The sequence below is a fragment of the Nocardia jinanensis genome, from assembly GCF_014645735.1.
In the GTDB taxonomy this organism is placed as follows: domain Bacteria; phylum Actinomycetota; class Actinomycetes; order Mycobacteriales; family Mycobacteriaceae; genus Nocardia; species Nocardia jinanensis.
Genome location: NZ_BMMH01000002.1, coordinates 93,262 through 108,013 on the forward strand (window position 1 = coordinate 93,262; position 14,752 = coordinate 108,013).

Sequence of the window (14,752 nt, forward strand, 5' to 3'; positions counted from 1 at the left end):
AGATGCAAACGCATAGAACCTACGGTGGGAGTGACACAAGATGCAGTTCGGAATCTTCTCGGTCAGCGATATCACCCGCGACCCCGTGACCGGCGTGACACCCAGCGAAGCCGAACGGATCGACGCGATCGTGCAGATCGCCCGCAAAACCGAAGAGGTCGGCCTCGACGTCTTCGCCATCGGCGAGCACCACAACCCGCCGTTCTTCTCCTCCTCGCCGACCACGCTGCTCGGCCATATCGCGGCCACCACCGAACGGCTGATCCTCACCACCGCGACCACCCTCATCACCACCAACGACCCGGTGAAGATCGCCGAGGACTACGCCATGCTGCAGCACCTGTCCAAGGGACGCATGGACCTGATGCTCGGCCGCGGCAACACCGGACCCGTCTACCCCTGGTTCGGCAAAGACATCCGCGCCGGACTACCGCTGGCCCTGGAGAACTACAACCTCCTGCACCGGCTCTGGCGCGAGGACGTCATCGACTGGGCCGGCGACTACCGCACCCCGCTGCAGGGCTTCACCGCCACCCCGCGACCGCTCGACGGTGTGCCGCCGTTCGTCTGGCACGGCTCCATCCGCACCCCCGAAATCGCCGAACAGGCCGCCTACTACGGCAACGGCTTCTTCGCCAACCACATCTTCTGGCCCACCGCCCACTCACTGCAGCTCATCGAGTTCTACCGGCAGCGTTTCGAGCACTACGGGCACGGCACCAAGAAACAGGCCATCGTCGGACTCGGTGGACAGGCCTATATCGCCAAGAAATCCCAGGACGCCTGGAACGAGTTCCGTCCCTACTTCAACGAGGCCCCCGTCTACGGCCACGGCCCTTCGCTGGAGGACTTCGCCGAGATGACCCCGCTGTCGGTCGGCAGCCCACAGGAGATCATCGACAAAACCCTCACCTTCCACGACACCTTCGGTGACTATCAGCGCCAACTGTGGCTGATGGACCACGCCGGACTGCCACTGAAAACCGTGCTGAACCAGCTCGACCTGCTCGGCGAGGACGTGGTGCCCGTCCTGCGCAAGGAACTCGACGCCCGCCGCGACCCCGAATCCGCGCCCGCACCCACCCACCTCGCCCGCGTCGCCGCCGAATACGGCGACAAACCGGCCCGGCAGGCCCGCCCCAACGCCAACCAGGGCGACAACCTGGCCGGCACCAGCCCCTACCAGGACGCCACCGCATGAGCGAGTCCGGCCCGGCGGAGAGTGACAACGGAGAGCCCCCGCTCACGTCCCTCAGCCACCGAACCCCCGGTCGAGAAGAAACCAGAACCAGCGGGCGCCTCGCCAACGACGCCTGGGAAGCGGTACTGACCGCGCACGCGGTACTGATGAAACAGTTCGCGGCACAGGACGTGTGGAACGGGCTCACCATGCGCGAATACGACGTCCTCTACACGCTGTCCAAATGCCCCGAACCCATCCGGCCCGCCGAACTGAACCGGCACGTCCTGCTCACCCAGCCGGCGCTGTCGCGGATGGTGGACCGGCTCGTCGAACGCGGCCTCGTCCAGCGCACCCCCGACCCGCACGACGGCCGCGGGGTCCGGCTCTCCCTCACCACCGAGGGCCGGACCCGGCAGCGCCGCATCGGCGGCCGCCACGCCGTCGGCGTCGCCCGCGCCCTCACCGGCGCCCTCACCGACGACGAACTACACACCCTCGAACAGCTCTGCGGCAAACTCGCCGACACCACGAAAAGGAACGAGATATGACAACCACCAACGGCCAGGGCACCACCCCCTACCGGCTGGTAGTGGTCAGCGGCGGCACCAGCAACCCGTCCTCGACCCGGATGCTCGCCGACCGCGTCACCGCACGCGTCGGCGAACTCGCCCGCCGCCGCGACGCCACCGTCACCGTGAACGTCATCGAACTGCGGGAACTGGCCACCGAGATCACCACCGCGCTGGTCTCCCAGCTCATGGGCCCGAAAATGACCGCCGCGATCGAGACCCTCGCCGCCGCCGACGGTCTGATCGTCGCCGCACCCGTCTACAAGGCCGCCCCCAGCGGACTGCTCACCTCCTTCTTCCACGTCCTCGACAACGACCTGCTGATCGCCAAACCGGTCATCCTGGCCGCCACCGCCGGCACCGCCCGGCACGCCCTGGTCGTCGACGAACAGATGCGTGCCCTGTTCGCGTTCCTGCGCACCATGACCGTGCCGACCTCACTGTTCGCCGCCTCCGAGGACTGGAGCGACACCGACCTCGACAAACGCATCGACCGCGCTGCCCTCGAACTGGCACTGCTGATGGAGAGCGGATTCGCCCACAAGGTGAAAGACGAATCGTGGAACAGCTACCAGCACAGCTTCGGCAGCGCCGGAGGTAGCGAAACCACCGTGAACCTCGACACCGACCTCATGCGGCTCGCGGCCGGTGGCGCAGCGGCCGTGAAACCCCGGGTCTGACCGGCCGTGGTGGGCGCTGCGCAGCATCGCACCTGCGGCGCCCACCATCACCGAAAACCGGTGGCCGCGCGTGTTAGTTTGCTGCGGTGGCCGCACCCATCGACACCATCGACCAGGTCACGCGCTATCTCGACCTCGCGGGAGTCCTCGCCTGCGCCATGCTCGGCGGCGCCGTGTCCCGCACCGAAGGGCTCGACCTGTTCGGCTTCCTCGTCGTCGGCATCGTCTCCGGACTCGGTGGCGGAATCATCCGCGACACCCTCCTCCAACAGGGCCCACCGGTAGCGCTCACCGACTACGCGTACCTACCCACCGCCGTCGCCGGAACCCTCATCGCATTCCTCATCCACCTCAGCGAACACTCCTGGGACCGGCTCTTCACCGCCCTCGACGCCGCCGTCATCGGCTTCTGGGCGGTCACCGGCGCCCAGAAAACCCTCGCCGCCGGCCTCGGCTGGCTCCCCGCCGTACTACTGGGTATCACCACCGCCGTCGGCGGCGGCGCCACCCGCGACGTCCTGCTCCGGCGAGTACCCGCCGTCTTCGGCGGCAACGGCCTCTACGCCACCGTCGCCGCCGTCGTCGCGGGCACCATGGTCGTCAGCACCTATCTCGGCGCCCCCGCGGTCGGCATCGTCGCCGGTATCTGCTGCTCCCTGCTACTGCGCCTGGCCGCGGTCCGTTTCGGCTGGGGCCTGCCCAACGGCCTGAACTGGCAGCCACACACCCGGCTGGCCGCCGCCTTCCGCGGCACCCGGCCACCACGCCGCCGCCGGCGCGGCCGCGACCGTCGCCCCGACACCCGAGACGGCAACACGGCACCGGTACGCGAGCCGAAACGCACAACCGATGAACCATGACGCCACAACCGTCTCATCGGCCCCCACCGCCGGCCGCCGACCCACCCCCGGCGCCGGGTGCCCGGACCTTCCTCGCCGCTGCCCGGACCTTCCTCGCCGCTGCCACGACCGGGCTCGACCCCCGAGACCAGCACCGACAGCAATCCGGCAACCCACCACCGAAAACTGGGCAACTCGGACGCGATATGGGACGATCGGCCACGTGACCAGCAGACCCACCGCGGACCAGCACCTCCGCGACCTCACGCTGTTACGCCGCGTCCGCGACCGGATGGACCGGGAATACGAGCAACCCCTCGACGTCGAAGCACTCGCCCGCGGCGTCAACATGTCCGCCGGACATCTCAGCCGCCAATTCAAGCTCGCCTACGGCGAATCACCCTACGGATACCTGATGACCCGCCGCATCGAACGCGCGATGGCCCTGCTGCGCCGCGGCGACCTCACCGTCACCGAAGTCTGCTTCGCCGTCGGCTGCTCGTCGCTGGGCACCTTCAGCACCCGCTTCACCGAACTCGTCGGCATGCCGCCCAGCGCCTACCGGCGCCAGGAAACCGACGCCACCGCGGGCATACCGTCGTGCACCGCCAAACAGGTGACCAGACCGATCAGGAATCGAGAAGCCCCGGTAACCGACCCGCAGCTAGCGTGATCGGCATGGACATCACCATTCACGCCAGCTACCTGCCACAGGACGACCCCGAAGCCGCCATCGGGTTCTACCGCGACACCCTCGGCTTCGAGATCCGCAACGACGTCGGCTACAACGGGCTGCGCTGGATCACCGTCGGCCCCGTCGGCCAGCCCGGAACCTCCATCGTCCTGCATCCGCCGGCCGCCGACCCCGGTATCACCGACGACGAACGCAAAACCATCGCCGAAATGATGGCCAAAGGCACCTATGCCGGTATCAATCTCGCCACCGAAGACCTCGACAGCACTTTCGAACGCCTCCAGGCCGGCGACGCCGACGTCGTGCAGGAACCGACCGAACAGCCCTACGGGGTCCGCGATTGTGCCGTCCGCGACCCCGCGGGCAATATGATCCGCATCCAGCAACTGCGCTGACCGGCGGAACCACCCACCCGGACCGATCCGGCACGAATACCGGCCCACCCCACCGGACGGGCCGGTGGCACACCCGACCGCTCGACGCCGTCGACGACCGCGACCACACCAGAGGGAGACAGATGAGCAGCGCCACGAAGACCGGTACGCGGGCGTCCGCCACACACACCGCCGACAGCCACGACCTGATCCGGGTCCAGGGCGCGCGCGTGAACAACCTCAAAGACGTCAGCGTGGAGATCCCGAAACGACGGCTCACCGTGTTCACCGGCGTCTCCGGCTCCGGTAAGAGCTCCCTGGTCTTCGCCACCATCGCCGCCGAATCCCAGCGGATGATCAACGAAACCTACAGCGCCTTCGTGCAAGGTTTCATGCCCACCCTGTCCCGCCCCGACGTCGACCTCCTCGAAGGCCTCACCACCGCGATCATCGTCGACCAGGAACGCATGGGCTCCAACCCACGCTCCACCGTCGGCACCGCCACCGACGCCAACGCCATGCTGCGCATCCTGTTCAGCCGGCTCGGCGACCCACATATCGGCTCACCCAACGCCTACTCCTTCAATATGCCGTCGGTCACCGCCACCGGTGCCATCACCGTCCAGCGCGGCGCGAAAACCGTCGCCGAAAAAGCGACCTTCAGCCGCCTCGGCGGAATGTGCCCGCGCTGCGAAGGGATGGGATCGGTCACCGACTTCGACCTCACCGCGCTCTACGACGACACCCTGTCTCTCAACGAAGGCGCGCTCACCATCCCCGGCTACAGCATGGACGGCTGGTACGGCCGCATCTTCCGCGGCTGCGGCTACTTCGACCCCGATAAGCCGATCAAGAAGTTCACCAAGAAACAGCTGCACGACCTGCTCTACAAAGAACCCACCAAAATCAAGGTCGAAGGCATCAACGTCACTTACGAAGGACTCGTCCCGAGAATCCAGAAATCGTTCCTGTCCAAAGACGTGGACGCCATGCAGCCGCATATCCGGGCCTTCGTGGAACGCGCCGTCACCTTCACCACCTGCCCCGAATGCGGCGGCACCCGCCTCACCAAAGAGGCGCTATCGTCCAAGATCAACGGCAGAAACATCGCCGACCTGTGCGCCATGCAGATCAGCGACCTCGCCGACTGGGTCCGCGAACTCGACGAACCCACCGTCACCCCACTGATCAAAGGCCTGCAACACCTGCTCGACTCGTTCACCGATATCGGGCTCGGCTACCTCTCCCTGGAACGGCCCTCCGGCACCCTGTCCGGGGGAGAGGCCCAACGCACCAAGATGATCCGCCACCTCGGATCCTCGCTCACCGACGTCACCTACGTCTTCGACGAACCCACCATCGGCCTGCACCCGCACGATATCCAGCGAATGAACGACCTGCTGCGGCAACTGCGCGACAAAGGCAACACCGTCCTCGTCGTCGAACACAAACCCGAAGCCATCGAAATCGCCGACCACATCGTAGATATCGGCCCCCGCGCCGGCAGCGAAGGCGGCGAAATCGTCTTCGAAGGCACCGTCGACGGACTCCGCGCCAGCAAAACCCTCACCGGCCGCCACCTCGACGACCGCGCCACCCTCAAAAAGAACCTGCGAACCCCCGCCGGCGCACTCGAAGTACGCGGCGCCGACACCCACAACCTGCGCAACGTCGACGTCGATATCCCGCTCGGGGCCCTCGTCGTCGTCACCGGCGTCGCCGGATCGGGCAAGAGCTCCCTCATCACCGGCTCGGTATCCGGACGCGACGACGTCGTCACCATCGACCAGGGCGCCATCCGCGGCTCCCGGCGCAGCAACCCCGCCACCTACACCGGCCTGCTGGAACCCATCCGCAAAGCCTTCGCCAAAGCCAACGGCGTCAAACCCGCCCTGTTCAGCTCCAACTCCGAAGGCGCCTGCCCCACCTGCAACGGCGCCGGAGTCATCTACACCGATCTCGGCGTCATGGCCACCGTCGAATCCACCTGCGAGGAATGCGAAGGCAAACGATTCCAGGCCGCCGTACTGGAATACACGCTCGGCGGCCGCAATATCGCCGAAGTGCTCGAGATGTCGGTGGCCGAAGCCGAACAGTTCTTCGGATCCGGCGACGCCCGGATCCCCGCCGCACACAAAATCCTCGACCGCCTCGCCGATGTCGGACTCGGCTACCTGCGCCTCGGCCAGCAACTCACCACCCTCTCCGGCGGCGAACGGCAGCGCATCAAACTCGCCACCCAAATGGCCGAAAAAGGCGGAATCTACATCCTCGACGAACCCACCACCGGCCTGCACCTCGCCGATGTCGAACAACTGCTCGGACTCCTCGACCGGCTCGTCGACTCCGGAAAATCGGTCATCGTCATCGAACATCACCAGGCCGTGATGGCCCACGCCGACTGGATCATCGACCTGGGCCCCGGCGCCGGACACGACGGCGGGCGCATCGTCTTCGAAGGCACCCCCGCAGACCTCGTCGCCGACCGCTCCACCCTCACCGGCGAACACCTCGCCGCCTACGTCGGCGCCTGATGGAATATCAGCGCACGAACGTACCGAACCCCTCGGAGTCGTAGAACTCCAGCCACAACCGGTCCCCGTCGAACCGGGCCTGCGAAACACTGCCCGGATTCGCACTCTCACCGACGGGAGAAAAGACGAACGTGTCACCGTCGCGATGCCGCAACGGCATCGCGACGTGGCGCGGCCCCATCGTCAACAGCAGCGAATCACCGTCCACCGAAACCGCCGCCGGACCGAAATAGTCGCTGTCGTAACTGCCCGCATAGTCCTCCAGCGGCCGCGCCGGAGCGGGAGCCGCCGGCGGCGGCGCCCCCACCAGATCACCGACCGGCGCGTTCAACTGCTCGAACGCCTTCGAATACAACTCCCACCAGTTCTGCCGCACCTCACCGAACTGCACCAGATCGGCGAACTCCGCATTCAACGTCTCCGGCACACCGACAGGCGCCGCATTGGTCAGCGTCACAATCCCCACATTCGCCGACGGAATCATGGTCATCGCAGTCGCCGCACCCTGATCGAACGCCCCCGAATGACTCAACACCACCCGCCCCGCAGCCGAATTACCCACATTGAACCCGAACCCGTAATCACCCGCCCGCGCATCCGGTGCACTAGGCGGCGACGACACCGACTGCGGCGACACCGCGGGCAACAATGCCTCGGGCGCCACCAACTGCTCACCGCCGTGCTTCCCGTTCGCCAGCACCATCATCATCCACTGCGCCATATCCGATACCGAGGAACTGACACCACCGGCGGGGGACTGGGCGTCGGGCTGACGGCCCGGCTGGGCCGGCCGATACTCACCATCCACCAGCACATGCCCCGACGCCCGGTCACCGGCCGCCAGGAAATCCACGTACCGGGAACTGGTCGACGACATACCCAGCGGCCGGTAGATCGACTGCTCCGACAGCGCCGACCAGCGCTGTTTCGCCGCATCCGCCACGGCCATCGCCGCCGCCGTGAGACCGAAATTCGTATACGCGTACGAATCACGAAACGGCGCCAACGGCAGCATCCGCAACCGTTCCATGATCTGGGCCCGGTCGAAACCCAGATCCTCCAATTTGTCTCCGGCGTGCTCCGGCAGCCCCGAGCGGTGCGCATACAGGTCACCAACGGTCACATGATCACTCACATAGGGGTCATTCAACGCGAACCACGGCGCCGGCCTCCGCACCGGCGTATCCCACTGCACCACACCCGCGTCCACCTGACGCGCGACCACCGTGGCCCCCACCGGTTTGGACAGCGACGCCAACTGGAACACCGTCTCCGTATTCACCGGTTGCCGCCCGTCCACATCCCGAACCCCGAACCCCTTCTCGTACACCACCTCGCCGTCGTATACAACGGCCACCGCCATACCGGGAATGCTCGTGGTCCGCATCAATTCCTCGGCGCGATATTCGAGGGTGCCCAGAATATGTTCCACCCGGCCCCGCGGAATCGCCACCCCGGCCGCCTGATCGGGCTGCAGCGCCGCAGTCGACGTCGAAGGTGCGGCAGCTCCCGGCACCGGTGTGGGCTCCCGGTCGCCACACCCCGACACCAGACCCGCGGCGGAGATCGCCGCGACCCCGAGAGCTGCCACCCGACGTCTGCGCATTGCTGGCCTCCGGAGGTCGTCGCTGACCGAGCCCTGTTCGTCCGAGCCTAGCCCCAGCGGTCCGCCGCATCGGCGAACCGGACGGCGTCGGCTCGTCGCGGGGGAGGAGTACCGCCCGGATCAGTCCAGGCAGAACTCGTTGCCCTCAGGGTCGGCCATCACGATGAAGCCGGTCTCCAGCGGGGGAGCAGGTTCGTGACGCTGTAAGCGGGTCGCTCCCAGGGCGAGGAGGCGGTCGCATTCGGTCTCCAGCGCCGCCATCCGTTCTTCGCCCTGGAGATCGGGAGCCACCCGGACATCGAGATGCACCCGGTTCTTGGCGACCTTGTCCTCCGGTACCTGCTGGAAGAACAAGCGCGGGCCGTGCCCGTCCGGATCCTCGACAGCCGAGCGCGTATTGCGCTGATCCTCCGGGACCCCGATCCGGGCGAGGAACTCGTCCCACGCCGCGAGAGGGTCGGCGCCCGCCGGCAACTCGACCCCCGGCGGACCGGGATGGATATAGCCCAGCACCTCGCGCCAGAACGACGACAGCGCCCGCGGATCGTGAGCGTCGAAAGTGATCTGGATATGACGGCTCATCGAGTTGCTCCATTCTCGGAAGGGTGGGTGTGCAGGTAGAGGTCACGCAACAGACAGACCTCGGACAGATGGTGGATCAGCTCCCGGTGGATGTGCAGCACCAGCGCGGCCATGGGCAGGTCGGGGTAGGGCTCGGACTCGCCGACCGGTTCCCGGAGCCCGGACTCGCCGACCGCGCGCACCCCGTCCAGCCATACAGCGAGTTGGCTCTCCAACTGGTCGAGTGCTCCAGCAGCACTGCCCGCATACTCCCACGTCTCGTACGACGCCGGGGCAGCTCCGAAATGCGCCGCGTTACGTGCGGCGAGCACGCCGACGACGACATGGCCGAGCCGCCAGGCGATCGTGGTGAAGGGATCCGGGACCGGCTGCGGGAAGGCGAAGTCGATCGTGAAGTCACCCGCACCGGCCTGCACGGGTGCAGTCGAGCTGCCGCGTGGCCGCACACTCCAGGCATCCGGCACCGGCGACCAGAAGTACTCGGCATCGGTGAGTCCGGTGAGCCGGGCCCGCAGCTGATGGTCCCAGTGGAACTCCCACTGCTCGCGCAATGTCGTGTTCCAGTCGAGTTCGTCTGCATCCATGAGGCCACCCTCGCACAGCGAGCGGACAGGATCGGTCCGCTATCTCTGGCAGGCTGGGCCCGGTGGACGGAACAGGCGATAGTGACCGGGGGACGACCGAACGGGTACTCACCCTGCTCGGTCTGCTACAACAACGCCGGGTCTGGACCGGCCCCGAGCTCGCCACCCGGCTCGGGGTCACCTCGCGCACCGTACGTCGCGATATCGAGCGGCTGCGCACCCTCGGCTATTCGGTCGATGCCAATCAGGGAGCCGGAGGCGGTTACCGGCTCGGCTCCGGACAGGATCTGCCGCCGCTGCTGCTGGACGACGCGGAGGCGATCGCCGTCACGGTTTCCCTGCTCGTCGGTGCGGGCGACGCGGTGACCGGTTCCGGCGACGCCGCACTCCGGGCACTCACCAAACTCGACCGTGTCCTACCCTCCCGGTTGCGGCACGAAGTGCGCGCACTGGCCGGCTCGGTGGAGTCCTTCGGGGGTACCCGCACCCCGGTCGACCCCGAGGTGCTCCTCACACTGGCCAGAGCATGCCGCGACGAGGTCGAGGCCGGCTTCGGCTACCCCTCCGAGCACTTGATCCGACGACGGCGGGTCGAACCCTACCGCCTGGTCGCCTCGGACCGCCGCTGGTATCTGCTCTCCTACGACCTCGACCGAGACGATTGGCGCACTTTCCGGGTCGACCGGATGACCGATGTATCCGCTCGGACCTGGCGCTACCAGCCGCGCCCGGCACCCGCCGCGGCGGCGTACGTCCAGGAGGGAGTGGCGAGCCGTGTCTATACGCACCGGGCGCGCTTCCTCATCCATGCGCCGGCCGCCACAGTGCGTGCGCAGATTCCCGCCTCGGCAGCTGTCGTACGACACCGCGGCGACGAACTCTGTGAGGTGCGCAGCGGCGCCGACAACAATCTCGACCGTGTGCTCCTGCACATGCTCCTGCTCGGACACGACTTCGAAATTCTCGACCCGCCGGAGCTGGCACAGCGCTGTCACGCCTTGGCGCAACGACTGCTGATCGCTGGTGCGACGATTTCGCCGAGGCCGGGTCTGGAAGATTCGTGAGCCGAGAACGTCCTGGAGAACGGGTCCCACCCACCTCCATTTCATCACAGGTGACGAAATGGAGGTGGGTGGTAAGGTGCGGCGAAACTCTGCCCTTCCTGGCGCTTTTCGGTGATACCGAAGCCATCGCCGGTATCCGAGCTGTGCGCCGGGGTGACAGGAGAACGCGCTCGCCGAAACGCCGTGCGTTCAACGGGGTCTGCCCGGAGAACCCACTTCCGCTCAAACGCCGATAATCTACATTATGTCAACTAGATCCTGCCTACTGCATCAGATCAGCTCCACTGTTGTCCTCGGTTAATGAGCAGCGTGCCGGGCGAGGTGACGGTTCTCGCGGGCGACGATATCTACGCCGGGCCACTGTTGGCACTCGGTGCGGCCGGGGCGATATCGAATGCAGGCCGCCGACGTGAAGTAGCCGGGCCCGCCGTGTCTTTCGAGGACTTCGTTCAGCTGGCCCGGGCGTAGTCGGGGAAGCCGGCACCCAGCCGCGTTCACCGATCAGCGGCCAGCACTGCCGCGAGACCTTCTTGCAGATCTTTGACGAAATACTCGGGAACCTCCAGTGACGGGAAATGTCCCCCGGTTTCGGGCGACCTCCATCGGACGATCTGCCGGTACCGCTCCTGCGCCCAGGGACGCGGACACTTCTCGATGTCGCGGGGATACATACTGATTGCCGACGGCACGTCGACCCGCAGTTCGGGGTCCAGCGAGTTGTGGCTTTCGTAGTAGATGCGGGCCGCCGATGCGCCGGTCCGTGTCAGCCAGTACAGGGTGACGTCGTCGAGAACGCGGTCTATGGAAATCGTCTCGAACGGGCTATCTTCGGAATCTGTCCACTCAGCGAACTTGTCGAGGATCCAGGCAAGAAGCCCGACCGGTGAGTCGACGAGCGAGTAGCCGATGGTCTGCGGTCGGGTCGCCTGCTGCTTCGCGTACGCCGCGCGACGGCGCCAGAAATCGCGGGTTTCCTCGGTCCATTTGCGCTCGGCCACCGTCAGCCCGTCCGTGGTCAACCCGGGCGGTGCCTCCGCGAACGTTGTGTGGATGCCGAGAACATGCGCCGGGAACCTGCCGCCGAGGACGGTGGTGATATTTCCGCCCCAGTCGCCGCCGTGGGCTGCGAACTTGTTGTAGCCGAGCCTTCCCATCAGTTCCACCCATGCGGCCGCGATCTTTTCGGTTCCCCACCCGGTGGTGGCCGGTTTGTCGCTGTAGCCGAAGCCCGGTAGCGAGGGAACCACGACGTGGAATGCCGGCGCGTCTGCATCTTTCGGATCTGCCAGCTCGTCTACTACATCGGTGAACTCGGCAATGCTGCCCGGCCAGCCGTGCGTCAAGATCAGAGGGGTGGCATCCGCGCGCGCGGATCGGCGGTGCAGGAAGTGGATTCCCAGATCATCAATGGTCGTGCGGAACTGGCCGATGCGGTTGAGGCGCTCTTCGAACGACCGCCAGTTGTACCCGGTGCGCCAGTATTTCACGACATCGACGAGGTCGGCGAGCGGAACGCCCTGTTCCCATCGGCGAGGGTCGGGCGCGGCGCGATAGACCGTCTCGGCCTCCGGTAGCCGCGCCGCGGCTAATCGCGCGCGCAGATCGTCGAGGTCAGCGTCGGTCGCGTGGGCTTCGAATGCTTGCACGTCGCTGGTCGGACGGGGCATGAGACCTCCTGGTCATTGCGGAACCGGCTACGACCTATCACGAACCGGCTAAGACGGTTCTAGCATGCCGCTGTGTCAGCCAGCAACCAGCTAAGGTGGTTCCATGCCCGCTGAGTTCCCTGACTTCCGCCTCGGCAATGTGCTTGCGACCAGCTTCACGGCGACGCTGACGGAGCGGCACGGCGACGCTGTGGAACGCATTCCCACGCCGCAGCGACTCGTCGACTGGCTGGCAGTGAACGGCCTCGCTGTGGACTCCTGCACCACCGCCCAGCTCGAACTCGCTCGGGAACTGAGGGAATCAATTCATGTCGCCGCGACAGCGACCGCGATCCACGACGCTCTCCCTGCGTCTGCTGTCCAAGTCATCAACGACTGCAGCATTCAGGGCAGGGCGGCGGCTGTCCTGACGCCCGAGCGCAATCGTCGATGGCGACTCAGCTCGGCTTCCTGCGTAGAAGACGCCCTGGGTGTAATCGCCGCCGACGCGATCGGCATCATCGCAGGCGAACGGGACGGAAGATTAGCCTTGTGCGCATCGCCGACCTGCCGAGCCGCCTTCTTCGACACCAGCCAAAGTCGCACCCGCAAATGGTGTGACATGAACACGTGCGGGAATCGTCAGAAGAAGGCGCGCTTCAATGCCAACCAGCGCAAAAACCCCAGATCAGCAAAGTGATCGCCATCTTCGATACATCCAGGTGGGCCTCATGTCCGCGACACATCTGTCGCGTTGGGGGCACCCCAACGGCACCACGCCAACCCTACTGTCGAGCCTGAGTCCCCAGGTGCTCCCCCATTCAGCTTGCCCTCACCTCCGGGACGTGCTCAGATCTGCGATGCTACGGGTCGCGATCCCACCGGGTGCGCTCGCTCGTGCGCCATGCACCCGACGGTGACTCCACCGCGGTGGCGCGCGTGACGATCTTCGATCCGCGGCTGGAACTCGGCCATCCCGCCGCCGAAGCGGAGCCGCATATCCGCGTGACGGTCCGCCCGGTCGGCGCGGTCGTGCCGCCGCCGCGCACGCTCCGGTCTGCTGTCTACGCCCGTGACCGCCAGCGCATAAAGCATCTGGGGCTGTTCGGTGCAGTGCACCAGCGTCGAACGGCGCAGCGCAACGGGTTCGACAACGTCGTCTTCACCAGCGCAGACGGCATTGTCAGCAGGTTCATCAGCCGCATTGCGGTAGCCGCAGGTTGATCACCGCGCGCCACCGTTCAGTCGGCTGATCGTGCGTAGGTTCCACGACGCAGGCCGACGTACGCCCAGGAAGTCGGCCTGATGAGCCTGCTGCTCAACGACGCCGGCTCGCCTCCGGCCATTAGCTGATCGGGATCCTTTGCTCCGCGTCCGCGGCGTCGGCCCGCACGATAGCGGCGGTCACATTGAAACCCATGCCGACGTTGACCAGCAACCCGTACTCACCGGGCGACATCAGCCGATTGTCCTGGATGTGCGCCAGGTTGGCGAGCAGGTCTCCCGCACCGAGATGTCCTGTCTCACTGGATAATTCGAGTGGCCGCGGCAGCCCTTTGGGTAGTGCGGGATAGTAGACCCGGCGTAGCAGGGTGCGACCCAATCTGCTGAACGCGACCAAACGGATCCGGGGATCATCCGGTTCGAGCCCGGTGGTGCTCAGGACGTTGGCGACGGCGGTTGATATCGCACTCCGCATAGCGGGAACCGCGGCAGGGTTCAGGACCTGTTCCACGGGTTCTGAACCAGACGTCGCCGATGGCTGGGAGAACTGCAATTCGGTGTCCGGCCGCCCCGCCGAGGCGACGGCCTGGACCATTAACGGGCGCGGGCGCAGGTCCAGTACCGCGGCTGTCGCGCCATCGCCGAGCAGGATGCCCTGGCTGCCGTGGAGCACCCACCTCGTGTGCGGGTCGTGGTCGAACACGTCGCCGGTCGCCACCAGCGCCGTCCGGTACCGGCCGCTGTTCAGCAATTCGGTGGCCAGTTCGAGCGCGATGGCGCCGCCGCCGGATTTCTGCTGGATACCGATCGTCACCGCCTCATGGGAACCTATCAGCCGTGCCAGCCGGGTATGCGGAATGGGCATGGCGTCACCCTGATCGTCGAGCCACGCATAGATCACGAGATCGATCTCGGATGGTTGATGACCACTGCGCCGCAGGGCGTCTACCGCGGCGGGTACGGCGAGATCCGTCACGGGATTCCCGTCGCAGACGGGAATCCGCCGGTAGCCTTCCAGGTCGCATATCGCGGCGTCGTCCTCGTCGATTCCGCTGCCCCGTGCGGTCTCGCGCCGGTCTGGCAGGCAGGTGGTCGCGGCGGCGATCCCAACCTGAAGCTCCATTCTCGCAGTGGGCTGCGTGGCGGGTTCGGCCTGCGTGGATCGGGTTATCG

The 14,752-nt window shown here is 66.4% G+C and carries 16 protein-coding genes; 11 read left to right on the forward strand and 5 right to left on the reverse strand.

Annotated features, from left to right (window positions below; translation table 11 throughout):
• The first annotated feature begins 40 nt into the window (after nucleotides 1-40).
• From IEY68_RS05110 to IEY68_RS05140, 7 genes are all read left to right on the forward strand, one after another.
• Complete coding sequence (locus IEY68_RS05110; RefSeq protein WP_058855449.1) at nucleotides 41-1,201, forward strand: LLM class flavin-dependent oxidoreductase; 1,161 nt, start codon at nucleotides 41-43, stop codon at nucleotides 1,199-1,201.
• Complete coding sequence (locus IEY68_RS05115) at nucleotides 1,198-1,731, forward strand: MarR family winged helix-turn-helix transcriptional regulator (RefSeq protein WP_082681434.1); 534 nt, start codon at nucleotides 1,198-1,200, stop codon at nucleotides 1,729-1,731. The genes IEY68_RS05110 and IEY68_RS05115 overlap by 4 nt, the downstream gene beginning before the upstream one ends.
• Nucleotides 1,728-2,432: a CE1759 family FMN reductase gene (locus IEY68_RS05120; RefSeq protein ID WP_058855448.1), complete on the forward strand. Its 705-nt coding sequence runs from the start codon at nucleotides 1,728-1,730 to the stop codon at nucleotides 2,430-2,432. Before IEY68_RS05115 ends, IEY68_RS05120 begins: the two co-directional genes overlap by 4 nt.
• Nucleotides 2,433-2,518: 86 nt before the next feature.
• Entirely contained in the window at nucleotides 2,519-3,292 is a 774-nt protein-coding gene (locus tag IEY68_RS05125; protein ID WP_229718621.1) for a trimeric intracellular cation channel family protein, read from the forward strand.
• A 271-nt stretch (nucleotides 3,293-3,563) separates the two neighbouring features.
• Entirely contained in the window at nucleotides 3,564-3,944 is a 381-nt protein-coding gene (locus tag IEY68_RS05130; RefSeq protein WP_229718673.1) for a helix-turn-helix transcriptional regulator, read from the forward strand.
• A 5-nt stretch (nucleotides 3,945-3,949) separates the two neighbouring features.
• Complete coding sequence (locus IEY68_RS05135) at nucleotides 3,950-4,360, forward strand: VOC family protein (protein WP_058855517.1); 411 nt, start codon at nucleotides 3,950-3,952, stop codon at nucleotides 4,358-4,360.
• 122 nt (nucleotides 4,361-4,482) lie between these two features.
• Nucleotides 4,483-6,873 (forward strand): ATP-binding cassette domain-containing protein, encoded by a 2,391-nt coding sequence (locus tag IEY68_RS05140; protein ID WP_058855446.1) that lies wholly within the window; start codon nucleotides 4,483-4,485, stop codon nucleotides 6,871-6,873.
• Nucleotides 6,874-6,880: 7 nt separating this feature from the next.
• Here the strand turns inward: IEY68_RS05140 and IEY68_RS05145 are convergent, their stop codons facing one another.
• The 3 genes from IEY68_RS05145 to IEY68_RS05155 form a co-directional block, all read right to left on the reverse strand.
• Nucleotides 6,881-8,479, reverse strand: coding sequence for a serine hydrolase (locus tag IEY68_RS05145; RefSeq protein WP_058855445.1), 1,599 nt, complete (start codon nucleotides 8,477-8,479; stop codon nucleotides 6,881-6,883).
• Between the two features lie 120 nt (nucleotides 8,480-8,599).
• Nucleotides 8,600-9,061, reverse strand: a complete 462-nt coding sequence (locus tag IEY68_RS05150) for a VOC family protein (RefSeq protein WP_058855444.1) — start codon at nucleotides 9,059-9,061, stop codon at nucleotides 8,600-8,602.
• Nucleotides 9,058-9,645 carry a DinB family protein gene (locus IEY68_RS05155; protein ID WP_058855443.1) on the reverse strand — a complete coding sequence of 196 codons (588 nt, stop codon included), beginning with the start codon at nucleotides 9,643-9,645 and terminating at the stop codon, nucleotides 9,058-9,060. Before IEY68_RS05155 ends, IEY68_RS05150 begins: the two co-directional genes overlap by 4 nt.
• 62 nt (nucleotides 9,646-9,707) lie before the next feature.
• On the opposite strand from IEY68_RS05155, the gene IEY68_RS05160 reads away from it, so the two are divergent.
• Nucleotides 9,708-10,709, forward strand: a complete 1,002-nt coding sequence (locus tag IEY68_RS05160; protein WP_058855442.1) for a helix-turn-helix transcriptional regulator — start codon at nucleotides 9,708-9,710, stop codon at nucleotides 10,707-10,709.
• Nucleotides 10,710-11,009: 300 nt separating this feature from the next.
• Complete coding sequence (locus IEY68_RS05165; RefSeq protein ID WP_156426246.1) at nucleotides 11,010-11,177, forward strand: hypothetical protein; 168 nt, start codon at nucleotides 11,010-11,012, stop codon at nucleotides 11,175-11,177.
• A 26-nt stretch (nucleotides 11,178-11,203) separates the two neighbouring features.
• Here IEY68_RS05165 and IEY68_RS05170 read toward each other — a convergent pair whose 3' ends face one another.
• On the reverse strand, nucleotides 11,204-12,376 hold the full coding sequence (locus IEY68_RS05170; protein WP_058855441.1) for an epoxide hydrolase family protein: 1,173 nt from the start codon (nucleotides 12,374-12,376) through the stop codon (nucleotides 11,204-11,206).
• Between the two features lie 103 nt (nucleotides 12,377-12,479).
• On the opposite strand from IEY68_RS05170, the gene IEY68_RS05175 reads away from it, so the two are divergent.
• Nucleotides 12,480-13,055, forward strand: a complete 576-nt coding sequence (locus IEY68_RS05175; RefSeq protein WP_058855440.1) for a CGNR zinc finger domain-containing protein — start codon at nucleotides 12,480-12,482, stop codon at nucleotides 13,053-13,055.
• A 239-nt stretch (nucleotides 13,056-13,294) separates the two neighbouring features.
• Nucleotides 13,295-13,579 carry an aminotransferase class IV gene (locus IEY68_RS05180; protein ID WP_156426245.1) on the forward strand — a complete coding sequence of 95 codons (285 nt, stop codon included), beginning with the start codon at nucleotides 13,295-13,297 and terminating at the stop codon, nucleotides 13,577-13,579.
• Between the two features lie 121 nt (nucleotides 13,580-13,700).
• On the opposite strand, the gene IEY68_RS05185 is transcribed toward IEY68_RS05180, so the two are convergent.
• Nucleotides 13,701-14,702 (reverse strand): ketoacyl-ACP synthase III family protein, encoded by a 1,002-nt coding sequence (locus IEY68_RS05185; protein ID WP_058855438.1) that lies wholly within the window; start codon nucleotides 14,700-14,702, stop codon nucleotides 13,701-13,703.
• Nucleotides 14,703-14,752: the final 50 nt, after the last annotated feature.